This window comes from Flavivirga spongiicola, assembly GCF_030540825.1.
GTDB classification, from domain to species: domain Bacteria; phylum Bacteroidota; class Bacteroidia; order Flavobacteriales; family Flavobacteriaceae; genus Flavivirga; species Flavivirga spongiicola.
The window spans coordinates 3,554,634-3,580,876 of sequence record NZ_JAUOEO010000001.1 but is presented as its reverse complement, the minus strand read 5'-3'; the positions used below and the strand labels follow the sequence as shown (position 1 = coordinate 3,580,876).

The following is a 26,243-nucleotide window of genomic DNA, read 5'->3' as shown; positions in this document are numbered from 1 at the left end:
TTCCTGAAACAAGTTCAGGATTAATTCAATAACGGTACGCTAAGCGTACCTATTTCATTAAGGGGTCGACTGGTTTTGACAGCGAGATTAATTGAACGGTAAGCACGTCGTGTAATGACATTGAAACACGTTAAAGGCTAGATCAAATTTTAAACGGCGAGAATAACTACGCTTTAGCTGCATAATCCGAATTATAGTAGGATTAGCCTAGGTACACAAGGTGTACAAGCTTTATGTCTCCGGAAAGCCTTTGTTAACGGCGTTCCATTTTGAGGCATCGTAAATGTTAACATAGATTAGGTAGCGCTTTGATGCCTTTTTGAAACTAAAAAAGATAAGTTATAAGTGGGTTGTCTTTAACTAGCTTATAATCGAAAAACCAAGAAAAGAATAAACGTGTAGAAAGCTCTTTGATTACTTGTTTGGACGAGAGTTCGATTCTCTCCGACTCCACAAATATTTTATTAAAACGCCTTATTTGCATATTATTAGCAGATACGGCGTTTTTATTTTCCCCACATTTTCCCCACGTTTAGAAAAATAATCTAATTTATAGTTATACTTGATCATCTTTCAAAAGACTATCAAGAGTATTATTATTGGCTATATGAATTTGCCATGAGTAATAATTAAAAATAGATATAGCAATTCCGTACTATACAACCCTATTCACACTTTCAGTTATCTGTTTATCTTGATCATCATAAAAAGTGTTATTCCATAATTGTATTCTACTTTCGGATCATGCCTAAATGTTGTGTTTAAGCAAAAATTCTGGGGTCATGCTCAAAAGTTTCTAGGGCACCTAGACATACACCAATTAATACAACCTCACCTCTGAACCTCATTAATAATGGACTACCACACATTCCTTGAGGAAATGGCGAATCTAAAATATAAGACGATGAAATGAACCAGTAATAACCAAACATTAGAATCCAACTTTTTCCTTTAGTCAGAATGGTATCCTTTTAGATTGAAATACTGGCACACCTTTAATCTAAAACAAACAAAATCAGATATTTACAGAATTATTATTTGTTCCAAAAAAGTATTTATTGTATTATTACCATACAAACATATTAAATACTATTAAAACCCTACTTATGAAAGCCTTGATTAACCTTCTTGTTCCATTCTTTTTAACAATTGCTATAGCTTTAAACGCCCAAGATGTAAAATTAAAAAAGAAAGTAGTTTACTATAATAATATTGCCTCTTGTAAAATGGAAGGTACCGCAAGCACCAATAAAGGAGTTGATTTGATTTTTACAGATATGAACGGAAAAGAAATGTTTAATTTGAAATATGTAGAATTGGATACAAAAATTCCAATACTACCCGTATTTAACTGGCAAGAAATAAAATTTAAGGGTTCAGGAAAAATCATAAAACTTCCAGTAAAAATGACCTCTTTTAATAAGAAAAAGGTTTTTAAGGAATTGGTAACAAGAACCTCACCCCAGTTTTTTGACGCTGGTCAACCTGCTGTAGTCCGAGAATCCCTGTTGATAGAAAATGATTCCACCACAACGAAAATTGAGGAACAGGCTTTAAGAATTGAAAATAGTAAAGCTGGTATTTTGGAGGTGTTAAAAGGAGAGAACCGTGTGCCGAGAAATGTGAAAGCGCCAATACTGATGAAACGTACTGATTTTAATCCAACCACACTTCCTAGTGGTCTTTTAAAAATTTATAAAATAGTAGACAAACAATCAATTACTCAGGATGGTGTGGTCATTGGATCGATTACAAAAGAAAAAGATATAAAATTTCCCAATTCTGCAGACAGACGATATATTGTTTACAAAAAAGTAACAAAACCCATTGAGATTAATGGGGAGAAAACTACAGATATTATTGCTGCTATCTTAGAAGTCCGTGTTGGTAGTGAAAATCCAGGTCGGAGCATTTATGTTATAAAAGACGACAAAAAATTGGGTATAAATGGAGCCAACCAAGTAGTGATCATCAATTATGAAGCTCCGTACCAAAACTTGGTGGAATATTTGGTAAAACTAGGGTACCTTTAGTCATTGGATAATTTTGAATCTGGTTAGAACCGGTCATTCGACTATCATTATTGTTAGTCGAATGACAAGGTTCTGTCGCATATAAGTTGGCAAAAAGCTAAACATATATCTATACCTTAAAAAAACATGTTGAAAGATCATTGTTTTTCCAAATCAATCATATTAAATGTTGTTTACTTGAAATTAAGATTTAGTCTCATTTATCGAGATATTGAAGAACTCTTAGCCATAAGAGGAATTAAAGTTAATCATGCGACCATTCAACGTTGGGTATTTAAGTTTACACCACTTGTAGGATTGCAGTTCAGAAAAACAAAAAAATTGGTTGGAAAAGGTAGAGAATGGATGAGACCTATATCAAAGTAAAAGGTGTCTGGCGATATTTATACAGAACTGTTGATAAAGAAGGTAATACGGTAGACTTCCTTTTAACAAAAGAAGACAACGCATATCGGCTCATAAATTCTTAATCAAAGCTATTACAAATAATGGCAAGCCAGAACTTATAAATATTGCTAAGAGTGGTGCTAATAGATCAGCAATAAAACTAATTAACAGGAGAAATTAAACAATAGCATATATTATCAAATAAAAAGGGGCTAATTCGGAGTCACTTATTTTTAGTTCTCAACTGCCCCGAATGGCTTGAAGTCGATCAATTTTAAAAGACTCTTTGTCTTTTTTGTTTTAAACTTCTGCTAATTTTTAAAAGCCCAGCAAGGAATCGAAGCTATCGTTAGACATTTTACTTTTTTAGGCTGTCGTCATTACACAAAAATTTTAAATTTTAAACCAATATTGGCATTCAATTTGTACTAAGGTTTGAAACTGTAGAGCTATTTCTTTATTATTTTAATGTTTTTAAAAGCATTATTTGCATTAACATTTACAAAATAAATCCCAGTTTTTAAAGGGCCTACATCTAATTTATAAGTAGTAGCGTTAAAAACCTCTGTGTTGAGAATGGTCTTTCCAAAAATATCAATAACATTAATTTTTTGTATTCCAAAGTTTGAACGTATTGTTAAAACACCTTTCACAGGATTAGGAAATGCAAAAAGCTGAATCGAGGTTGAAACATCCTCGGTAGATAAAGCTCCCGGCGATGTCCATTCAATATCGTCAAAATAATAAATATTATTTCCCGCTCCTACGTAAGGGTCAAAAAATAAAACAACCTTTTGTAATGAATTTGAGTTGGCTGCTTCAGAGCTATAATCATATATAAATTCTTGCCAAATACCTATTTGACTAGCAGCACTTCCTCTGGAGGCACTATTTGCATTAGTAGTATCTTCAAGCTTAGAAAGGACTTCAATGGCTCTTGTTGGACTATATATTTTAATTTTTAATTGATTATTTACTGACAAATCAATTGGCGCTCCGTAATCAATAACAAGGGCATCCCATTGATTCCCAGCATCATCTGTATATTCGCCTATGTTAGCGCTCGTGTTGATCCCGCCACTAAGGGTATTTGCTATACTGTTGTAAGATCCAGTAACAGTACGAATTGGTATGCATTCAAGATTTAAAACAATAGGATCTACACAGTCTTGTGAAAATACTGAGGTTGAAATGATTCCGATAAAAAGTAATAGTTTTTTCATAATTAATAATTTAAAAAATTAATCATTTGACTGTTAAGTTTTACAATTTGAGGTATAGTGATCTCTCTAGATAAGACTCTATTTTGAAGTATTTTTTTTGAATATTTTTTTTCTAAATTAGAATGGCATTATTTTAATTCGTGGTATTTAAAAACTCTTAGTCCATACAAAAGTAGCCTCCGTAAAATACCATTTACACCTAGGCAGCTTGAGAATTAGACAACTCTAATATTTTTTTAAAAGCCTGTACCATAGGACCTGTCAAGGCATTAGCAAACTCCATAACGCAAATAATGAGATCACTAAAATAAAAGGGAGCAAAACCTATTTTGATACAACTGGTATTTTTTTAGTCTTTCCATATTTCTATTCTAAAGAAAGAAGAACTAGATATTCTCATTCTAGCTCTTCTTAAAAACTAGTTCAAAACATTCGGAAATGAACGAACACTACTAAAACAACTCTAAAACTTTATTAATAATACAATGCATACATAATGATACAACTAGCTACTAAAAGCATAGAAAGCACTCTGAAGTTTTTATACCACACCACTCCTTTTAATGCCTTAGTTTCTTCTCTCCATATATCTATGGTCCATGAATTCTCTTTTACTTTTTCGTCACTTGGAGGCGCGGACAGGTAACTTGTCACAATATTCACAGCAATGCTTAAAATCATGATAATGGGAGCCATAATAAGAAAGTGCATGCCAGGATCAAAGCCAGCACCATATTTGACAATCATCATTCCTGCCGCCATAACCAAGCCAGACATGAGTCCCATAAAAGCACCTTGGGAATTGCATCTTTTCCAAAAAAGTCCTAAAAAGAAGGTCCCTACTATTGGCGGTGCTATATAAGACACTATTTCCTGATAATAAGATACCAGAGAATCAAATTTGGCTATAAACGGTGCCCAAGCAATAGCAACTATTAACATGACAATCGCAGTTATACGTCCAACCCAAACTAATTTTTTACTGTCGGCTTTAGGATTTATTTTAGAGTAAAAATCCATAGTAAATAAAGTGGATACCGAACTAAGTGTTGCACTCAATGTAGACGTTAAAGCAGATACCATAGCTGCTAGTATTATACCTATTAATCCTACTGGTAAAAGCCTTGTGATCAATCGTGGGTAGACTTCATCTGTATTAATATTAAAGTTCTCTTTTAAGTCTAAACCTGTTATCATTTCTGTTGGAAGGTTTTCTACCCCAAACAAGCTTATTCCTCTTCCTATTAAACCTGGAATAATAAAAATGAATAGTGTTAAAAGGTATAGGAATCCAACTAAAAGTACTCCTTTTCGACCATGGTCTATTGACTTTGCCGATAAGACACGCTGTACCATCACTTGGTTATTACCCCAAAAATAAAATCCTAATATGGGTATCCCTATAATCATTCCTAACCATGGTACTGTTGGGTCGTCTAAAGGTCTGGTAAGTTTTAACCAGACACCTTCACCAAATCGATCATGGAACTCACTCCACCCTCCTATTTCATTAAAAGCATATATGGACAGAATGCACGAACCAATTATAAGTATGATGGCTTGAATCATGTCTGCATTGATTGCAGATGCTAACCCGCCAATAATAGTATAACTACCAGCTACCAATGCCATAATAACAATAATTGTAAACAAATCTGCCTCCGGGAAAATCAACTTCACTATTAAGGCTCCTGTATATAATGTAGCTGAAGCGTCAAGAAACACATTTCCAATAATGGTTATGAATGAGAAGTATGTTCTGGATCTACCATCAAATCGCCGTTCCAAAAATTCCGGAATGGTAAATATTTTTGATTTGATATAAAATGGAAGAAAAAACATACCAAAGAATACCATAACTAAAATGGATACTATATTGTAATTAAAAACGGCAATGCCGCTAATAAAACCTTCTCCTGAATGCCCCATTAAGGTAGAACTGGAAACACTGGCAGCAAATAAAGATAGGCCCACTATTGGCCATTTCATATTACGTCCCGCTAAAAAATAGGAGTCAGAATCTTTACTTTTACCATGTTTTAGTGCCCACCAGATTATAAGCGCGAAATAACACAGCAAAATAACAATATCTGTGATGCTTAAATTAATTGAATTCATGTTTCTTAATTAGTTAAACTTGTTATTTATACTGCTTACTTAAGTTTATTAATGGTTAAATGACGTTAGTAAAACAAAGCTATTTGCTGGTACTTCTATTTTTTTTGGTATCGTTATAAAAAAACCAATATCCTCTTCTACAGGTACGGGAAAATCATTTTCATCTACAGGCCTTAACATATCTGAGTAGATATACTTTTTAAACTTCATTCGCTTTTCTGAACCTTCAATAACGTATTCAATTTTTTGATTGGTTGTTGAATTATTAATAATAGCTATTGAAATATGGTCATCTTTTAGACCTGTCACTATGCGTAACCCTTCAACCTTGACTTCATCTGTTTTTATAATTTTCGTACCTTCAGGAAAATATCTGCTCATAAGCGACCATGGGTAAAACCATGGACGGATGTTTTCATCATCAGGGTTGTTACAAATCTCTGTTCCCAGAATATTCCACATACCCCATCGCTTCAATTTTGTCTTCTCACCCTTATCACCAACGGTGTGCATCGCATCATCCAAATCCCAAACAATGATACCGTCAATACCAACATTTAAGCTTTGAATTAAGGCATCGACTACATCGATACCATAAAAGAAATCATACACAAACATATTGGAATCGTCTTCACCAGCATAAGGATCTGCCTTTCCAAGTGCTTTATTCTTCTCACCAAGATCACCTTTATATTTTAAGCCTAATTCGCCTAGGATAAAAGGAAATCCAAATTGGTCTGCCTCCTTAACTAGAGGTCTATATAGATTTGAAAACTCGCCAGAACGCACAATTTTTCCTGAAGGGTATGAGTGAATATCATAACAAGTAAGAATATCATTAAGCTGTTCTGTTGATTCATAAAGCCAAGCTTCTCCATTTAAATACTTTGATTTTGGGTTTTCATAACCCTGTACTGTATCTGGACCGGCCACTTGTATTTTACCCCAAAGGCCATTTTCTTTTAAAGATTCGGTAAGCATTAATACGCCACGCTTCCATTGATCCCAATCTCCATCAGTTGATGCCCAATACCCGTCTGGCTCATTTACTAGATTATAATATTTTAGGCAGGTATATTTTTTATCAATGATAAGATGTTTTAAATATTTAGTAATCATATTAATCCATCTAGGATCATCAGCCTTGTGAATCTCTCCTTCGACTCCCCATAATCCAGGTGCTCCCCACTCTCCAAAAACTACCGTTATATTATTATTCTCACAATAATCCAGCACTTTATATAGCGATTTCACTTCTTGTGTGTTAAAATCAATTATTGGCGTTCCCTCTTCTTCTACACCTACAAAGTACCTCCAACTAGCCTGATCCATGACACGAATAATATTTGGTTTCATATAATCCAACCTTTCGAATACTTTATTCCATTTTTTCGGTGTCATTAAGTGTCCCCATTCTGCGTTATCTGAATCTGCGTGTGGATATGCAGACCATTGCACGCCTGCACCTATAATACTTTCTGAAATGACTGTATTAGGATGACTAGCAATACTTATGTATTTTTCTGATGTACAACTATTGACAAAGAAAATAAGTACGCTTAATGAGAAAGTTATTTTTTTCATTTTATGTTTGTTTCTTTAAAAATTCAAGTAATTCCGTTATTGAACAGGTTGCTAGACCAACATATTTATCAGCACCTCCATAGTATATATACAGGGTATCGTCTACAATTACATTTCCTGTTGGAAAAACACAACCCTTGTAATACCCTTCAATTTCATAATCATGTTCCGGCTCCATAATCCAGTCTTGCGCGCGGGCAATCACTTTAGTTGGGTCTTCTAAATCAAGTAAAGCTACTCCAACACGATAATATCCTAATCCTCCTTTTTCAACACCGTGATATATAATTAACCAACCGTCCTTTGTTTTTAACGGTGGGGTGCTTCCTCCAATTTTTTCTTCCCAGCTATTGTCTCTTCCAGATAGCAGGAGTTGGCTTCCTCCATTCCAAACCATCATATCCTCTGAGAAGTTAATCCAAATAGACGGATGTTTGCATCCATACTCAGGGCCAATCCATTCTTTAGGACGATGTAACATCACAAATTTTCCGTTTATTTTTTCTGGAAAAAGAATCACATCTCTATCATCCAAATTACTCTGAGTAATTCGTCCAAGCCTTCTCCATGTTTTAAAATCTTTTGTTACGGCCAGTCCCGAATTTGCTATATTATTTCTAAATACTGCTGGTGAATCTTGTCCTGTTTCTGGCAGAACAATTTCGTCATGTCCAAATTTCCAATACTGCCCTGGAGGGCTTGGTCTATAGGCATAAGTTACAAAAAACTCATCTCCAAATTTGACAATTCTTGGATCTTCTACGCCTCCCATATCGGGACCATTAATACTTGGCCCAAATACCGGTTCGTTTAATTCGCGCTTAAAGTTTATACCATCTGTACTTGTTGCTAAACCAAAACGAATATAATGTTCTTCATCATCACCGGCAGCTCGATATATCATATAAAACTTTCCGTCTTCATACCAAACTCCTGGATTGCAAACAACAATATTCTCCCAATGATTTTTTGGGTTTGGTTTTAAAACAGGATTCTTTATATGTTTAGTTAATTTCATGTATTTATTTTTAAAATTATTTTTTGTTGTAGGTATTCCAAACACTCATAGCCGAAAACTTAGCCACTACAGTATCATCTTCATTTCCGTAAGGAATAAATTCAATCTCTTTAGTTTCATTTGGCATCATATCAAAAAAATTGTCGCTGAATCGTCCGTTTAGATTTTCAGATAAAACACCCACATTTTTTGCGAAATGTTTTGTGGTTATGGAAATATAATGGCGGTCATTTTCCTTTTTCCAGGACATTTTTAATTCTGGTTCTTCTAGATTTAAATCTTTAGTTGGGACAAAACAGTAGGTGTCTTCAAAAATAATTGCTCCAGCTTCTTGTATTTTAATACCTATAACCAGATTCTTAGGATTGCTATCTATGTTTTGCGATGCTAAAAAATCTGTAATTGATTGAGGTTCTATAATACTTTTTGAACGATCTGATCGTACAACAACTGTATTATTAATTTCTGACAGCATCTGACCTTCTAAATTTTTAACAGCTATAGTTACCGCCATTTCATCAGAAGACAAACGGTCTGAAACAAGATGTAAACTAAAATTATCTCCTTGTTGTAAAGGAACCGCAATGACATCTTTATTTGCTTTCTTAACAAAATACTGTAAGGCTTTCCAGTTTCCGAAATAGTCTATGGATGACCACGACATGGTTGGCCATACATCATTCATTTGCCAATATATAGTCCCCATGTTCATAGGTTTCGATTTACGATGAAAATTGATTGCTTTTTTAATCCCTTCGGCTTGATTCAATTGGCTCAAATACACAAAGCTTTTAAAATCTTTAGGACGTTTGAAATAAAAGTCCATAACTTCTTGCATCCGTTGGTTTCCAGGAAATGATCGTTGCCGATGATTCATTAATAAGGAATTGAATGCCATATCCTCTTGATCAGCAATTTTTTGTAATGTTTTTATTTCAGGGAAAGATTGAAACCCATATTCACTCATAAACCGTCCTGTATTTTCATAAAATGTTTCGAAAGGAATATTGCCAAACCAAACCCCCCAATAATGGCGATCGCCTGATTTATTATTTTGAATATAGCGCACTCCAGACTTCCCAGGTCGCGCACTGGGTGATGAAGCCCAAAAATGTCTTGAGGCATCATATTTCTCTACAACTTTGGGTAGTATCTCATAAAATATCTTTTCGTAATCATTGTAAATTGATATAGAATCTTCGCTAGAGTACTTATATTTCTCCGACCATTTCCATGGTTCCCAGCCTTCTTCAATTTCATTGTTTCCACACCACATGGCAATACTTGGATGATTTCTAAGGCGCTTCACATTGTAAATAGCTTCTTTTTCTATATTATTTAAAAAATCTTTTGTGCCGGGATAATGCATACAGGCAAACATAAAATCTTGCCAAATCATAATACCATTTTTATCACAAAGTCTATAGAATTCATCATTCTCATAGATAGCTCCTCCCCATACCCGAAGCAAATTCATGTTCGCTTCTTTAGCAGATTCTACCAGCCATTTATATTGATTGTTTGATACATTTGGAATAAACACGTCTCCAGGAACCCAGTTAGAACCTTTAATAAATACATCCTTGCCATTTAATTGAAACTTAAATGATTTGCCAAACTCATCCTCTTCTTGTATAAGTTCAATCGTCCTGATACCATAGTCTATAGTACGTTCTTCATTTTTTTTGTTAGAGGTAATTCGTCCTGTTAAATTATATAAATAGGCTTCACCAAGCCCGTTAGACCACCAAAGTTTTGGTTTGTTAATTGTAAAGTCAACGATATAAGTATGTATACCTTTTTTTACGAGGATGTTTTTTGTTGCTAGTTCTGAATTGTCATTGTTATTAAAAATTAAAAGCTCCACTTCTTTATCTACTTCGGCTTCAATTTCAAATTCTGCAGACAGTTTAGCCTTTTCTGTTTCTAAACTAATAAGAGCGTATGAAAGGTCTCTTAATTTATAACTATTCCATGCTTCTAAGTAGACAGGTCTCCAAACACCCATTGTGACTAACCTTGGAGCCCAATCCCATCCATAGTGAAAACTAGCTTTTCGTGTAAAAGGCGCCGTCTGTTTTCCTATTTCTGCTCTCTCTGCTATAGTAGGTAATAAGTAGGGTGATTTTGATATTTTTTCTTCTCCTTCAACTGAAGGTGATTTAAAAACAACTTTTAGTTCATTGCTTCCTTCTTTAAGATAAGGTTTACTGTTTATACGATACAAACGGTGCATATTATCAACTTCTTCTATATGCTTATTATTGATAAAAATACTTGCGTAGGTATCTAAGCCTTCAAAAACCAATTCTATATTCTGATTTTCGAGATATTCTTTTGAACAATTAATCGTTTTACGGTACTCCCAATTTTTTCTTTCTATCCAATATATACTATCTTCGGTAAATCGGTAATAAGGGTCTTGAATAATGCCATTTTGCTTTAAATCTGTATGAACAGTTCCGGGCACTTTAGCAGGTAACCAATCTGTTTTGGTTTCTGCTTGTTTAAATGTCCAATCGGTATTCAAATCTATTTTTAGATGATCTTCAGACCTGCTTTTTTGCTTACATGCTATTAACACACCAAACACTAAAATCAATAATAATGTCTTTTTCAAAGGAATTAATATTTTAACCTGATTATTGGTCATAAAGAATATGGTACTTATTTATTAATAATTAAAATTTGTAAAAAGCGTAAATGATTGTCCCTTTATATCTACCCTATGCCCGGCACTTAAATCTAATGAAAGCCCTGTACTAGTAGGAACTGGAAATCCATTACCATCTATGGGTCTGTTATCATCTTCGTAAATAAATTGTTTAATATTATTTAGGGTTGTTCCTGCATCAAACTTAACATCTACTGTATAGGTTAAAAAGCCACTGTTAACAATAGCAATAGCGTACTCATTACCGTTCGTTATAGCTATGGCATTTAATCCTCTTTTGTTAGGAATATCTACTTTTAATACTTTCACGCCGTCTTGCATATATCTGGTTAGCAATGCATAGGTGTAGAACCAAGGTCTAATCTCTTCTTCGGCAGCTCCTCCAAAAAGTTCTTCACCAAGAATATTCCAAAAACCCCATGTCTTAAGGTCTTTACCATTTCCTCCTCCTGTGTTATGCATAGCATCGTCTAACATCCAAACTACAATTCCGGAATAACCAGCATTAACAATTTGCATGGAAGCATCCGCCATATCTACTCCATAGAAAAAGTCTTTTACGTACATATTACTATCTGTATTTGATGCAAAAGGATCGGCTTCTGCGCGTTCAATATTTCCTCGATGCAATGATGCATCAACATTAGGGTCATACTTGAAACCTAATTCTCCCATCACCATTTTTTTTCCTGGTGGTACTTTTTCTATATAAGATTCCAATATGCTTGAATAGTCTTTACTATTAACATGAATTTGACCTGGATAAGTATGTATATCATAAAGTCCAATTTTTTCGTCCCCAATATCTCTGGCGGCGTTTTGAATCCATGGAACCTCATTGGTTGTCCATATTGCAATATCTGGCCCAACAATCTTAACCTTATCTGTAACTCCTAAGGTTTCCATTTGTTGATAAAAATAATTAACGGCATTAACCCACAAGTCGTAATTGCCATTATTAGAAGACCAACTCCCATTGGGTTCATTTATCATATTATAATATTTAATACAACTAAAGCCCTTTGTATTTACAAGATAGTCTACAAATTTGGCAGCATTTGTAAGATTGATTTCATTGATAGTATTAGTATTGGGATCCACCAAATTCCCTCCCCAATCTCCAAACATAACCGTTATATTATTATTGGTGCAATATTGAAGGATTCTTGCTAATGGCTCTAAATTAAGCTCAGGTTCATACCCTCCATTTCCAGCATAATTGGCCCCTGCATCAATGATTACACGCATTAATTTAGGTTTCATGTAGTCAAGGCGAAGTGCCAATTTTGCCCAATCGGCTTCCGAAAGTGGCGAATTCCAGTTCTTATATGCATTAGGATAGGCATCCCATTGTGCCCCGTTGCCAATATAACTTTCATTAATTATTTGTGAAGGATATATTGTTATAACATCATTCTGTCCTCCTGGATTTGGGTTTGGATTGGGTGATTCTGATGAATCACTTGAACATCCCAAAAAGAGTCCTACTATTAATATAAAAAGCTTTTTAACCATGACTAAAAATTTAATTTAAAATCTGGACTGTATATATAGTATGCAGTCTAAAAAATATGATATACTCAAATAATTATTGCCTTTTCAAAGTGTACAAAAGATCCCAAGCAAAATTTAAGGCATTTTCTGGATTACCAAAATAATCTCCCCAATCAATCTCCCATGTTTGTGGACCTGGATCTAGTTTTATTAGAATGGTATTTGCGTCTATTACTTCAATACTTTTCCCTGTAGTTACAAGTCCATTTGCATCAGTAAAAGTCATGGTGCCATCAGCATTTATTTGCCAATTTCCTGAGGCACCCGTAATGCGATCAAACTTATCGCTATAATCTTTACCTGTTAAGTCGTTTGTATAATTTGCAGACTGTCCATCAGCTCCCGTACTGCGCATGTAACTTCCGTATACTATACCTGCATCATCAACAAGTTCGATTGCTGAGAACGTTATAATATCATCTACTCCAGAGGCACTCAATGGAAGTTTGTCTGTAAGCGGAACAAGTCCACTGTTTCCCCAACCAAACCAGTCGTCCCAATAAAATTCGAGCTTATCAATACCCCATGTTCCTCCTACTGGATTCACAAATTGATCTACTGCAATAACCCAATCTTTTGAAATACCAGATTCTGATGTTATGGTATAGGTATACTGATTACCATTGGAGGCAAAATCTACGGCCTGCCCAGATTCCGGAAATACGGTTGCTCCAGGAGACACTACAATTTCAAGCGCTAAATTCGAAAAATCCAATTCTTTATAGGTCGTAATTGTGGTTGTATTACCTTCATCTAATGAACCCGGAATATTAGGATTTCCTACTTGTCCATCTATTGCAACGGCTAAAAGCTGTCGTTGATGATTATTAGTAATCTGCTCTTCATTACAGCTAAACAACAATGTAATAGTTAAGCTTATTGCCAATATATTGTATATCGTTTTCATGCTATTATATTTTAAATTATAAGTTTGGATTTCTATCTATCTCATTAAATGGGATATCAAAGAAGTAGACCCCATTTGTCAACGTCTTATTGTAAGGTGCATTTCCTAAAACCTGCCCCATTTTACCTGATCTTCTTAGGTCAAATAATCTGTTAAACTCAAAAGCAAGTTCCCATGCACGTTCTTGTATAACAGCATCTCTAAAGGCCGTATCACTTGCAAAATCACCTACAGTATACGTGCTTAAATTAGCCCTTTGTCTTACCTGATTTAAAGCATCAACACCATCTGCAGTATTTCCACAGGCTTCGGCATAAGTAAGCAGAACTTCAGAATACCTCACAATAGAAATACGGTTTCCAGATTCTTCTCCTCCAGAACGATTGGCATCTAAATACTTTAAAGTATAGGGTCTATCATTATTTGTATTAATAAGATTCCCTGAGGCATCGATATATGACGTCATAAAAAGCAGTTCCTTTCTACGGTCCGTGGCATCAAAAGAATCATAGAAAGGGGTTTCTACAATAACATGGTCCCAACCAAAGTCTATAGTATGTCCACCTTGCTCTGGTATTAGTGTAAACCCTGTTTGCACAAAAGGTGTAGACAGCAGACTCATAAGATTTGTAGGTCCTATTTCGCTTCTTGAAGCTACGATACTAAATATGTTTTCCGGGCTGGATGTTGGGCTTAAATTTTGTACGGGATCAAAAATATTTTGAATATCCGGATCCAATCTAAATTGTGTTTGATTATTTACAACCTCTCCAGCATATTGTTTCGCCAGACTATAGTTTCCTGATACGTCTGCAAATCCATAGCCTGTTAATCCCGATTCTGAAGCTGATGCCAAAAACAAATGAACATTTGCCAGTAATCCTTGTGCAGCAGTTTTATTTGCTCTTCCATATCGGTATTGAATATCCATTAATGTTATTGCTGCTTGAAGATCTTCGAGGATATAAGCATATATATCTTCTATAGACGATAAATCTAATCCCGCACTATTAAAATCAGTCATCGTTTTTTTTCGAAGTGGAACTTCGCCAAACAGACGTACCAAATTGTAATAATTATAGGCTCTTAAAAAATGTGCTTCTCCGATGATATGATTTTTATAACCTTCATCCATAGAAATGGCAGGCACATTTTCTATAATTGGAAATGTTCTATTAATAGTTAAATAGCAATGGCGAAATACATTTGCTAGATCAGCTGTAGTATTTGTTGTTAAATAATTATCCAGTTCGTGCTGACCTGCCTCTGCATCCGATTTTTGAGTAAATTCTTCGGTAGCACAATGTGCCACATAATAGTAGTATCTTGAGAAATACCCCAATTCTGGAAACACCGCATAGGCATACAACACTGCAGATTCTGCATCGCCAGCTGTTTTATAAAAATTCTCCTCGTTTAGGAATCCATTTGGCTTCTCTTCCAAAGAACAAGCAAAAAACGATACGCCAGTAATAATTAGAATTAAATATTTGAATGTTTTCATATGTAATGATTTTGTTTTTTTAAAAAGTCAAGTTTAAACCTAAGGTGAATGTCTTATATTTTGGATATGTTCCATAATCTACGCCTCCTTCAATTTCTGGATCTGCTCCTGAAAAATCTGTAAATGTGTGCAAATTTGTTCCAGTCACATAGATTCGTAAATTTTCTATTCCAGATATTGCTCGAGATGGTAAATTATAACCCAGTGTTACATTTGATATACGAAGAAACGAACCGTCTTCAACCCACCAATCTGATATTTTATTTAATCGACCTCCTCTTAAACTCGGCCATTCATTTGTCCTATTATCAACCGTCCATCGGTTTAAAGAACGTTGTCCTTCAAACTTTTTAATGGCCACGATATCATTACCAATAGAACCGTAAAATTGAGCACTCAGGTCGAAATTTTTATATTCAAACTCTGTATTAAAGCCTATTGTAAAATCAGGTTGAGTGTTTCCTATAATAGTTCTATCCAATTCATTTACAACACCATCTGGCACGCCATCCGGTCCGCTTATATCAACATATTTAAATTCACCCGGCATGGCCTCATCTCCTACCAAACCTGCTTCTTGTCCTTCTGCCAGTGTTTGAATAATACCATCAACTTTATAGCCAACAATAATATTCATAGGCTCTCCATTTCTCCAACGTGTTGGATAATCACGAAAAGATTCAATCTCACTACCAGTCCTTAATCCGTCACCAGTACCTTCTTCCCCTATATCAACAACTTCATTCTCATTGTGCGAAAATGTTCCTGAAACATTCCATTTAAATTCTCCCGTAAGTACTGCAGCATCAATAGACGCTTCATAACCCGTATTCAAAATTTCTCCTCCATTAATCCATACATCATCAAAGCCTGATGAATATGGTAAATTCTTCTTTCTTAAAAGATCGGTAGACTCTTTACGGTAGTAATCGGCCGTTAATGTGATTCTATTATTTAAAAACCCAAGGTCTAAACCGAAATCTAGTTGCGATGTGGTTTCCCATTTCAATGCCGGATTTCCATTTTGGTACGGTCCATATCCACTAACAAGCACCTCTCCAACAAAATACTTTCTTTGTCCATATTGATTCAAGGTTGCATAAGCATCAATCGCCTGGTTACCAGAATATCCAAAACTGGTTCTTAATTTTAAAGTAGACACAATATTTTGATCTGCCATAAAATTCTCATTATGTACTTTCCAGGCTATGGCTCCTGAAGGGAAGAATCCATACTTATCCAGTGCACCAAACTTTGAAGAACCATCATATCTTCCAGAAAGGGTCAATAAATACCTGTCATCAAAACCATAAGTTATTCTTGATATAAAGGATTGTAAAACTTGCTTTACTAAACTATTTTCAAAAATTCGTGTTGTTGCAGAATTTAAATTTTCATTTCCTAAAGCATCGTTAACAAAACCTTCACCTCTTAATTTTGACTTTCTCACCTGTCTTTGCTCACTAGAATAACCTCCCATTACAGAAACAGCATGTTTGTCGTTAAATGTTTTTTTATAAGTTAAATAGGTCTCGTTTAAAAACGTATACCCTGTGTAATTATTAATTTCTCCAAGACCGTTAAAAATATTTCCAGACGAGGTAGTTCTAGGCTCATAATAATCACCAATAGCATGCCCTAAATTAATCCCTGATTGGGCTCTTAATTTTAAGTTTTCCATAATATCCCAATCTATATATGCCAAAGCATTTAAATCGTATTCATTACTTATATCGGTTACTTCATTGGCCAACATTACCGGGTTATAAAAATCGCCTGCTCCATTTGTATAATAGGTTCCATCTTCATTATAAACAGGAATTAACGGTGAACGGCCGATACCGGCACCAGACAAGGTTTTATTTCTTTTTATATAGCTAAGCGCCAAATTTGTTCCATACTTAAACTTACCACTTACTTTTTGGTCCAGTTTCCCTCTAAAGGTGAAGTTTTGATAATCATTACCTATTAAGACTCCTTTTTGATCAAAAATATTTCCTGAAACTGAATATGCCGTATTTTCATCACCACCTGCTATAGACAGATTTACATTTTGAGTTACGGACTCTCTTAAAATAACGTCTGGCCAGTAGGTATTAATTCCCCAAGATCCATTAGCAATTTCAACTAAAGACGGATAGTAGACTCCTGTTGATTGATCAACTGCACCAATATAAAGTGGTGTTACATTTCGTGTATCGTTTATACGAACTTCATTGCTAATAGATGCAAAGGTTAAGGGGTCTGAAATAAGGTTTAACCTATCATGATCTACAATTTGAACTCCTGTTTGTGATGTAATTTTAAATTTTGCTTTTTGGTTATTTTTACCACTTTTGGTTGTAATGATAATAACACCATTGGCACCTCTAGATCCATAAATAGCCGCAGCAGATGCATCTTTTAAAACTTCCATAGAAGCAATATCGTTAGGATTTAACTGTTTTAAATTACCTGCATCTCCATAGGGAAAACCATCAACGACATACAACGGGCTGTTACTTCCTTCTCTAGAGCTCAAACCTCTAATACGCACCGCAACGCCTTCACCAGGTTCTCCGGATGTTTGAGTTACTTGAACCCCTGCTATTTTACCCTGAAGTAATGCATCTACAGACGACGCGGGCGTTTCTTCCAGATTATCCGCCTTTAAAGATGCTACAGATCCTGTGAGATCACTTTTCTTAACCGCCCCATAACCTATAACTACAACTTCATTAAGTAATTGTTGGTCTTCCTCCAAAATCACACTAATAGTGGCATTACCATTTATTTGGATTTCTTGGTTTACATATCCTATATAGGAAAACACTAGTACGCCTTGGGCATCATTTACTGAAATGGAATAATTACCATCAAAATCTGATGCTACCCCATTGGTTGTTCCCTTCAATACGACATTAACGCCTGGAAGAATTTCACCATTCTCGCCCCTAACTTCTCCTGCCACCTGATGATTTTGCGCCATTGCACTACTTGTTCCTATAAAAAATAAGGTGAATAGTGATAATTTGAATATTACTTTAATTTTATTCATAAGTCAAAACTTAAGTTTTTAAATAGTTTAGTTTTAAAATAGTTTTTGATTAGATGACAAATCTATACAATGATGCTGTATAATAACTAATGCTTTAAAGTTTAATATCGATACATTTATGATAAAAAATTAAATTATTAGACACTAAATTATCATAAATAATTAATTATCAATATTTTATATATTTTTATAATAATAATATTTTTATGAATAATTAAGTCATATATTTGTAAACAATATTTAAATATCTATAAATATTAAATTAAGACGAATCATGGGTATTATAGAAAGAGAGATTACTCCAATTAAAGTTGAAGACTTTTTTATAGTCTTAAATAACTATCACGCCAAATTTGATTTTCCGGTTCATTACCATCCGGAATTCGAACTAAACTTTGTATTTAATTCTAATGGAAAACGAATTATAGGAGATTCTATATTAGAGTATAATAATTCTGATCTTGTATTAGTTGGCCCCAACACACCACATGCTTGGATGGGAAATAATAATCATGATGACGCCCGGGTTATTACCATTCAATTTCAACAGAGTTTATTTTCTGAAGAAACCTTAAATCGAAAACTCATGACTCCTATTCGAGAAATGATTGACAAATCATATCGGGGTATATTATTTTCTTTAGAAACTCAAGAGGCCATCTCCGATCGCATCATGCACCTTTGTGATAAATCTGGCTTCGACTCTTTCCTTGAATTTTTGTCTATTTTATACGACCTTTCTATTTCGAGAAATCAAACACTTTTAAGTAGCGCTTCTTTTGTAAATAAATTTGAAAGCAGTAAAAGCAAGCGCATTAAAGTAGTCTCTGATTTTATACAGCAAAACTTTAAACGAAATATTAAGCTAAAAGAAGCTGCTGATTTAGTAAATATGTCTGAAACCGCATTTAGCCATTACTTTAAAAGACATACACATAGATCGTTCACCGAATACATTCATGATATTAGAGTTGGGAATGCGGCACGTCTCCTTATTGAGTCTGAGGATTCCATTGCCGAAATTGGTTATGAATGTGGCTTTAATAATCTATCAAATTTTAATCGCATCTTTAGAAAGAAAAAAGGATGCACTCCTAGAGAGTTTAAAAATAATCAAGAATTAATTTCAAAATATAAAGTGTAACGGTTATTTCTTTTCTTTAATAGGCTACCAATTTATATGGTTCTCAATAAACGAAATTAAACTGTTTGCTAGTTCCTGTTGCTCTTTACTATTTGGGTACCCTGGAGTATTTATTAGTATACTTAATAGCAGAATAAAGCGGATACACCACAAATATTTATAGCTTATTAATTCTATCCAAATCTCTATAAAAAAGTTTGACTTTTGTCCCGTTGACTCCACTTATTAAACATAAAACTCTTGTTTTTACAAGGATTTCATGTCTTTAGTTGACCATTTTAATTAAGATAGTTTATAGTATTTGTCCCCTTGTTTAGATAACTATTTAAAATGCGCTGTATATCTGCATTATCTTGTTTAAGTTGAATAGCTTTTTCAACCTCTATAAGGGAATCATTTTTTATTGATTTTGAAGTATAGCCAAACCCTTGATATGTGCCATTTTTTATTAATATAAGTGCTACTTCATTCGCTTTTCTTCCAGCTTCTTTAATGACATAAGAGTTCTTATTAAGTAATAATTCCAAAGCCTTTTGTACTCTCTTATTATAGGATTGAATATCCTCAGTATTCCTGCAAACACCTCTACATTTTTTGATTTGATAATGAAAACATCCACCTGTAATATTTTGTAAGTTGCAATATCTGGGGCAGAGCTCATGCTTTTCGCATAATGCTTCTAAAAATGCTATACAATCCCTTTTATTATAAAATTTTAAAATAGGGTTTTTAAGCACTTTAAGACTATTATAAATGACATGTATCACCCCTTGCCTATCTTGATACGTACCTATACCATAACTAAGGTTATTACGCTTTTGAGCATGATTGTATTTCGGGTATAACCGTTTTATATCATCCGACTCCTGTAATAAGGCTACAAATTCGTTGCCCGTAAGTTGATAAGTAATATTGGCTGTATCGTTACATAGTTTTAATTCCTTATTCGCTTTACTATATAAATGACTTAATACACGTTGCTTGATATCTATGGCTTTACCAACATAAATCACTTTACCATTTACATCTTTAAAATAATATACACCCGTCTTATTAGGCAACTCATCTATTACTTTTTTTGGTAAAAGCGGTGGCAAGGTTGCTTGGCGCGATCGCTTATTTAAAAAGGAATCAAAAACATCGTCATTATCTAATGCCAGTAATTTTTCGAAGAGTATGACGGTCGCTTCGGCATCGCCTCTTGCTCTGTGACGCCCATTTATTTTGATACCTAAGGTCGTACAAAGATTTCCTAAACTATAAGACCGTTGCCCCGGCATAAGTTTTCTGGACAAACGTACTGTACATAGTTTTTTACGTTTATACTCAGACCCTAGTTCTTGTAATTCATGTTTAATAACATTAAAATCGAAGTTGACACTATGGGCTACAAAAATGCAATCTTGGGTATACTCGAGAACATCTTTTGCTATTTCGTGAAACTTGGGCGCTTTACGAACCATATCATCAGTAATACCTGTCAATCTTGTTATACCATAACTGATGGGCACTTCGGGGTTTACTAAAGTGGTAAATTCGTTAATAACCTTTGTACCGTCATGTACAAAAATGGAAATTTCGGTAATTTTATTACCTCTGGCACCAAGTCCTGTAGTTTCTATATCGACAATGGCATACACTAAATAATCGCCTTTTTATCAATTGCTTTTAACTCGATCTTTAATTCTTGAAACATACTAACAATGCTACTTAATTTTAGTTCTTCCTTATCATATTCTTGCGTATTAATACAGCAGGTAAACTCCCAAAGTTCTAAGACAGTTGTTATATTAACTTCGTAGGGTTGATATGCCCTATTATCAGAATGCAACAATAGGCTATTGCTCTCTTTAATTCTGTTGTAAACTCGTTTATATACCAGTCCATCTTCTTTAGTTAATACAATATAGGTCTTACCGTCTTGTACATCTTGCAAATCTTCAACAAACTTCGCAACTATAAAAGCGCCATCTTTTACAGGTAACATAGAATCTCCCTTTATAGGAAATGCACGATGGGTGCCAGTGGGTAAAAAAGGCAGCTTGATTTTTTGTAGCTGCTCGATATATTCGGGATCTGCATAACCTTGTAAATAACCAGCAGAAGCATGAGTTGGAATGATTTCTATAAGATCTTCGTTATCTTCATTTACTGAAATCGGAAATAGCACTCTCTTGCTTCCTATATCAATAAAAGACATATCTTTTGTTTTGCTTAAATCAACTTTAATCAACGTATCGATTGGGATTCCTGTATAATCAGACAATTCTATCAATTTAACGATAGATGGTTCTGTTCTCTTTTCTTCATAAGAACTTACCATGGAACGTGTCCACTTCAACTCTTCCGCAAAAAATTCTTGAGAAACCCCTTTTAAAGTCCTTAAATGACGAATATTTGATTGTATATGATTCATAATGCTTCAAAATTAAGCAATGATTGCTTAAAAACAAAGCTGATTTTGCATAAAATTTATTAAGCAGTATCTGTATTTAAACCATTACATTCAAACCATTATTTCCATTACTATTGAGTGTATCTACATTTTTAAGTTTAGTGTTACGCTTATTAAAGGCAAGTATCGGTATAGCAACCGTGGCTTCCATCTCTTTTACTAAATCTTTATGAAACAAGTTATTAAGCTCCCAATTGTGTTTACGTTCTAACATAACCAACATATTTACATCTTCATTTCTTAAAACACTCAACAAACCAGATTTAACTTTGCCAGAAGCAATCGTTTTAAATGTAATCTCCGGATATGAAACTTCCTTTAAAAGAGCCTTTTTGAATCTTTCCATATGTTCTTTTGCTGTATATTCAATCGCTTCAAAAACATGTACAACCTCTATAAGCGCTTTAAATGGTCTTGCAATTTCTATAAGTTTTTGAATGGATATAAGATCTTCTTTTTCAAAATCGGTAGCATATAATATAGTAGAAAACATGCTATAATCAACACCATTTGGCACAATTAATAAGGGAATTTCAATTTTATCTAATAATGCATCAGCAATGTTACCAGATAAGTATCCACGGGTAGTATAAGAATCTTTCATACCTATAATAATCAAATCAGAAAATAGTTTTTTGGAAAGATCCAGAATACTTTTGGCAATTGAAACATTTTCAAGGGCATGTATAGTAATTGGTTTTGGACAAAATTCATTTTTAAGATGTGTATCACAATATTGAGTTACAAGCTCTTTTTTCTCTTTCTGAAAACGTTTTCTTAGTGTGTCCGTAGATTTAATGGTTGAAAAAATAATTGGAGGAAACTGATATACATGTAAAATGTGTAAATCTGCTTTCATAATACAACTAAAACGATAGGCATATCGCAAAGATGAAACATCATTGATAGTACAATCTGTGGCATATATTATTGTTTTCATAAGTATGTATTTTACTAGTAAATTTAACCTAATCTATCATTTCTTAAAATGACATTTATCACTTTAAAAGGTTTCTTTGTTTTTATAATACAATTCATATATCTATTCTAAAATGCTTTAGTACTCTTAAAACTCTTAACGTATTCCATCTGCTAGGCTGTCCTGCTTTTTCCATATCAAAATGTGTTTCTCCAGAATGTTTGGCTTGAACATTCCAGACACCATTTTTGTTTCGTTTTTTTAACATAATTTCAATGGCTGATTGCATCCGCTCATCCCATGCTGTTTTCGAATATTGAAAATAATCCAAGGCACTCAAAACATCGTACCTCCAGCGCCTTGGATAGGATAATTGCAAAAAACGTTTGTCAATAATTTTTCCTGTCATGTCTGAAAGAAAAAGTTGATGTATAAGTATAAATTCTTTTGCTAACTGGATGGCCTTTTTCACATCTTCTAATCGATATCTGTAACCATTGTTTTCATATTCAGAGCAACCTTCCAATACCGAAAGTGTCGAATGTAAAGAACTGTGTATAGCTCCAGATCTATTTAATCTGCAATTAAAACCACCATCCGCCATAATTTCTAGCAACAAAGAATCTATAACCGATTTAAGTTGGCTTTCTTCAGCTTTAAAATAACTAGCATAATTTAGGAACATGCCATTAACACAAACATCACTTTTCTTTGAGTTAGGATAAATACCACCGTCTCCTGATTTGCACTCATTTAAAATTTTATCAATAGATTCTTTTATGGGTTTATTCTTAGGTGAAATACAAAGATTACGTAAATCAAGAAGTGTATAGTGAGTTGATGCCCATTTAGGTTGATAAAATCCTCTTCCCCAATATCCGTTTTTATGACGTTTCGATAAAAACGCTAATCCAAAACCTTCTTTCTCAATTCTGTTTTGAAGACTTTTATGATCTTTAGATAACAAGTCGCGATAGGTTTGATATTGAATAGAAACATCACCTTCTAAAAGCCATGTTATGATTTGTTTTGTGATCATTTTTGGGCTAAATAATCTATTATTTTTTAAGTTCTTTTTTGAGAATATTCCTAAAACGTGTCGCACTTATATAGTGATCTTCTAGAAGCTTACCATCTCGCAAAAGACTGAATACACCAAAACCTGAAGGCCCATTTTTAGCTTCTTCTGCCGTATTTATTTTGGTCACTTTTAAATCAATATCATAATCCATTGCAGTATTTAAAAGATTAAATACCGATTTTTCATTCCAGGGACATTGATCTGCATATAATAAATGCCATCCTTTATATTTTTTCTGTTGCGTCGTCCAATCAATTAGTTTTGGGTTTAAAGCGTCTTGATCCCATTTTTTTGATAACAATTCAAACCGACCTCTTTTATCGACTTCTGCAAAACCATATTTTTCAAAAATGGTTTTATTAGTTAACCAGGAACCTTTACTGGTCATAACACACAGACCAGCCATTTTATTTTTTTTAGCTTCTTTTTCTGCTTCATTAATCAGCATAGAACCATATCCCTTGCTTCTATCTTTTTTTGAGTACACATACATACAATGAATGAACATAAAATTATTGGCATCAATAGGTCTCCAAGCTTTTGGAGCTGGAATAAATTCTATAAAACCAATCATTTTATCATTCCCATCTTTTAAGATTCTCAAGTTCAGCCCTTCTTTATATTGCTTCTCGAACCACTTGAGTTTATCTTCAAAACCTTGTCTTTTTATGTCTTTAATACAAAAGAATGTTTCTTCTTGAGCATTTTGTGGTGTGACGTTTACTATTTGCATAATTCTATTTTTTTCCAGCGTTTTAGTCTTGGAATACCTCTTGTAAACAACCAAGCTTTAAATCTTGACACACCAATTTCCATCATTTTATCTTTACAAAATGTTTGCATTTCTTTAGCCGTTCCTTTAAATAAAAAACCCCTTTTTGGTAACAGTAACTACAATAGATTATATTCTTAGAGCCATCTGCATGAGTACCTCCGTTTTGTGGATCGCTTTTAATGGGCATACCACAACTTTGACAAAACTTATTGGTTTTAATCTTTTCCATAACATCAGTTTTTAATTTATGACACTCTGCTACTGAGTGCTTCAAGATACTAAATCACTAAAATTTCAAATATGATTAAAATCAGTTCTCTTAATAAATATCCTAAATTCTAAAAAAGATTAAAGCGAATAAAAAACAATCGGCAATATTGAAGTTTTTAAATGCTTAGAATGTTAAGAGAAAAGTGAATACATCTCAATTTTTTATTGAATCCAATACAAGCTAGAAGACTACAAATAAACATGTTAACTTTTTGTTAAAAAATAAATCGTACGAAAAAACACTCAATATAATGGTTTAAATTTATAAGAATTCCATATTAAAAACCTCTAGGGGGAGGGTGAAATTAGAATTAAAAAAATTACAACAAATTTGTAACTCTAATAAGCCTATGAAATAAGTCCCCAATTTAAACATCCAGAGGAAGGGTTTATACTGTTTCTTCGTACAGTTTTATTGCTCTTATAATTGCTTAACACTTTAAGCAATTATCACGTTCCAAAAGTAGTTTGCCTCTTAAGACTTTGTAAAAAATAATAATTAAAAAATATTTTAAAATTTATAAAAATGAAAAAACTAATTTTTATTAGCATCTGTTTGCTTAGCCTAACAGCATGTGAAAAAGAACAAAACGATTTGCTCGAGAACAGTTTTGAAGGTGCTAGTTTTGAAAACTGGGATAGTTTTCATAGCTATCATGTAAACCTCGAAGGACTGGAAGACGAATATGATGTATTGAATGCTGTTTCAGGGAAAAATTACACACCATTTTTAGAGACTGGAATGGTTACTGAAGATGAAAAGCTATTAGAAGTAGTCGACCAATTGACCTATGGGTTGATGGCTATTCTAAATAATGACTTGGAATTTATGGTGGGAGGCAATATTATAAGGTATAAAGAAGGTTCGTTTTATGAGTTTAATAAACAAAAATCCTCTTCTAAAAAAGTCAAAAACTTAGAGGTTTCCATTGTTGAACTTGACAGTTATGGAAAAGAAGAAAATAACTACTCAAAAATTTATATTTCTGGTAATAATACTGGAGGTTATTCGCATAGAGATTTTTGGAGGAATGCGTATCGAAGGTGTTCTGATAATGTTAAAATCCTTGGGCCTTCCAGTCGTCAAATGAGGTATACGCAACAGCTAAAATCTTTACGATCAGGTAGCACGGCTTTTTTGTTCATTGAGACCAAGCTTTATTGGAGAAACAGTAGGAATAAATTAAGATATGCAGAAAAAGAGGAAAGAAATTATACATACAATATCAGTGGCTCGGTAAATATAGGTGTATTTACATCTTCAGGTTGGCGAACACGATTTTTTCCAATAAATTTTCAAAGAACAGTTAATTGTACCAAATCAAGATGGAACAGGCAGCAATTAGCAAATGCGTTTCCAACTGATGGCAGGGCTTGGGCGATTGATTTAACCGGAACAATTACCCATCATATCAATGGAGATCTTAATTCTAATAAATGGCATGCACCTGTTAACTGGAGATAAGAACTAAGGTTATTTTATTTAATACTTTTTAGCCCTTGCAGCCTTTGTTGTAAGGGTTATTTGATTGAAAAACTGAATTAATGAAAGTTTATTTG

The 26,243-nt window shown here is 33.8% G+C and carries 20 protein-coding genes and 1 other RNA gene; 6 read left to right on the top strand and 15 right to left on the bottom strand.

The genetic code is table 11. From position 1 onward, the window contains the following. Window positions 1-61: 61 nt before the first annotated feature. From ssrA to Q4Q47_RS23850, 4 genes are all read left to right on the top strand, one after another. Window positions 62-456: a transfer-messenger RNA gene (ssrA, locus tag Q4Q47_RS14360) on the top strand. Between the two features lie 650 nt (window positions 457-1,106). Then, window positions 1,107-2,033 carry a hypothetical protein gene (locus Q4Q47_RS14355; RefSeq protein ID WP_303307340.1) on the top strand — a complete coding sequence of 309 codons (927 nt, stop codon included), beginning with the start codon at window positions 1,107-1,109 and terminating at the stop codon, window positions 2,031-2,033. A gap of 177 nt (window positions 2,034-2,210) precedes the next feature. After that, window positions 2,211-2,399 (top strand): hypothetical protein, encoded by a 189-nt coding sequence (locus Q4Q47_RS14350; RefSeq protein WP_303307339.1) that lies wholly within the window; start codon window positions 2,211-2,213, stop codon window positions 2,397-2,399. After that, complete coding sequence (locus tag Q4Q47_RS23850) at window positions 2,375-2,503, top strand: DDE-type integrase/transposase/recombinase (RefSeq protein ID WP_408612141.1); 129 nt, start codon at window positions 2,375-2,377, stop codon at window positions 2,501-2,503. Before Q4Q47_RS14350 ends, Q4Q47_RS23850 begins: the two co-directional genes overlap by 25 nt. 366 nt (window positions 2,504-2,869) lie before the next feature. Here the strand turns inward: Q4Q47_RS23850 and Q4Q47_RS14345 are convergent, their stop codons facing one another. The 9 genes from Q4Q47_RS14345 to Q4Q47_RS14305 all read right to left on the bottom strand — a co-directional run bounded on the left by Q4Q47_RS14345 (window position 2,870) and on the right by Q4Q47_RS14305 (window position 18,039). Continuing rightward, a complete protein-coding gene (locus Q4Q47_RS14345; RefSeq protein WP_303307338.1) occupies window positions 2,870-3,643 on the bottom strand; it encodes a T9SS type A sorting domain-containing protein in 774 nt (257 codons plus the stop codon). Between the two features lie 474 nt (window positions 3,644-4,117). Beyond that, window positions 4,118-5,761 carry a sodium:solute symporter gene (locus tag Q4Q47_RS14340; protein ID WP_303307337.1) on the bottom strand — a complete coding sequence of 548 codons (1,644 nt, stop codon included), beginning with the start codon at window positions 5,759-5,761 and terminating at the stop codon, window positions 4,118-4,120. A gap of 48 nt (window positions 5,762-5,809) precedes the next feature. Further along, window positions 5,810-7,345, bottom strand: a complete 1,536-nt coding sequence (locus tag Q4Q47_RS14335) for a cellulase family glycosylhydrolase (RefSeq protein ID WP_303307336.1) — start codon at window positions 7,343-7,345, stop codon at window positions 5,810-5,812. A gap of 1 nt (window position 7,346) precedes the next feature. Beyond that, window positions 7,347-8,363 carry a glycoside hydrolase family 130 protein gene (locus tag Q4Q47_RS14330; protein ID WP_303307335.1) on the bottom strand — a complete coding sequence of 339 codons (1,017 nt, stop codon included), beginning with the start codon at window positions 8,361-8,363 and terminating at the stop codon, window positions 7,347-7,349. Window positions 8,364-8,379: 16 nt separating this feature from the next. Then, window positions 8,380-10,983: a beta-mannosidase gene (locus Q4Q47_RS14325; RefSeq protein WP_303307334.1), complete on the bottom strand. Its 2,604-nt coding sequence runs from the start codon at window positions 10,981-10,983 to the stop codon at window positions 8,380-8,382. A 54-nt stretch (window positions 10,984-11,037) separates the two neighbouring features. After that, on the bottom strand, window positions 11,038-12,552 hold the full coding sequence (locus Q4Q47_RS14320; protein ID WP_303307333.1) for a hypothetical protein: 1,515 nt from the start codon (window positions 12,550-12,552) through the stop codon (window positions 11,038-11,040). A 73-nt stretch (window positions 12,553-12,625) separates the two neighbouring features. After that, window positions 12,626-13,498 carry a hypothetical protein gene (locus Q4Q47_RS14315; RefSeq protein WP_303307332.1) on the bottom strand — a complete coding sequence of 291 codons (873 nt, stop codon included), beginning with the start codon at window positions 13,496-13,498 and terminating at the stop codon, window positions 12,626-12,628. Window positions 13,499-13,514: 16 nt separating this feature from the next. Then, complete coding sequence (locus Q4Q47_RS14310) at window positions 13,515-15,002, bottom strand: RagB/SusD family nutrient uptake outer membrane protein (RefSeq protein ID WP_303307331.1); 1,488 nt, start codon at window positions 15,000-15,002, stop codon at window positions 13,515-13,517. Between the two features lie 19 nt (window positions 15,003-15,021). Beyond that, a complete protein-coding gene (locus Q4Q47_RS14305) occupies window positions 15,022-18,039 on the bottom strand; it encodes a SusC/RagA family TonB-linked outer membrane protein (protein WP_303307330.1) in 3,018 nt (1,005 codons plus the stop codon). Between the two features lie 274 nt (window positions 18,040-18,313). Here Q4Q47_RS14305 and Q4Q47_RS14300 point away from each other — a divergent pair, with 274 nt between their 5' ends. Then, entirely contained in the window at window positions 18,314-19,183 is an 870-nt protein-coding gene (locus tag Q4Q47_RS14300; RefSeq protein WP_303307329.1) for an AraC family transcriptional regulator, read from the top strand. Between the two features lie 278 nt (window positions 19,184-19,461). Here the strand turns inward: Q4Q47_RS14300 and Q4Q47_RS14295 are convergent, their stop codons facing one another. The 6 genes from Q4Q47_RS14295 to Q4Q47_RS23845 all read right to left on the bottom strand — a co-directional run bounded on the left by Q4Q47_RS14295 (window position 19,462) and on the right by Q4Q47_RS23845 (window position 24,600). Then, window positions 19,462-20,823, bottom strand: a complete 1,362-nt coding sequence (locus Q4Q47_RS14295; protein ID WP_303307328.1) for an exonuclease domain-containing protein — start codon at window positions 20,821-20,823, stop codon at window positions 19,462-19,464. Then, window positions 20,823-21,599, bottom strand: a complete 777-nt coding sequence (locus Q4Q47_RS14290) for an XRE family transcriptional regulator (RefSeq protein WP_303307327.1) — start codon at window positions 21,597-21,599, stop codon at window positions 20,823-20,825. The genes Q4Q47_RS14295 and Q4Q47_RS14290 overlap by 1 nt, the downstream gene beginning before the upstream one ends. A 76-nt stretch (window positions 21,600-21,675) precedes the next feature. After that, on the bottom strand, window positions 21,676-22,578 hold the full coding sequence (locus Q4Q47_RS14285) for a universal stress protein (protein WP_303307326.1): 903 nt from the start codon (window positions 22,576-22,578) through the stop codon (window positions 21,676-21,678). Window positions 22,579-22,672: 94 nt separating this feature from the next. Then, complete coding sequence (locus tag Q4Q47_RS14280; protein ID WP_303307325.1) at window positions 22,673-23,596, bottom strand: hypothetical protein; 924 nt, start codon at window positions 23,594-23,596, stop codon at window positions 22,673-22,675. A gap of 19 nt (window positions 23,597-23,615) precedes the next feature. Then, on the bottom strand, window positions 23,616-24,371 hold the full coding sequence (locus Q4Q47_RS14275) for a GNAT family N-acetyltransferase (RefSeq protein WP_303307324.1): 756 nt from the start codon (window positions 24,369-24,371) through the stop codon (window positions 23,616-23,618). Window positions 24,372-24,453: 82 nt separating this feature from the next. Next, complete coding sequence (locus Q4Q47_RS23845) at window positions 24,454-24,600, bottom strand: zinc ribbon domain-containing protein (protein WP_408612154.1); 147 nt, start codon at window positions 24,598-24,600, stop codon at window positions 24,454-24,456. Window positions 24,601-25,209: 609 nt separating this feature from the next. On the opposite strand from Q4Q47_RS23845, the gene Q4Q47_RS14270 reads away from it, so the two are divergent. Further along, window positions 25,210-26,148, top strand: a complete 939-nt coding sequence (locus tag Q4Q47_RS14270; RefSeq protein WP_303307323.1) for a hypothetical protein — start codon at window positions 25,210-25,212, stop codon at window positions 26,146-26,148. The last annotated feature ends 95 nt before the right edge of the window (window positions 26,149-26,243 follow it).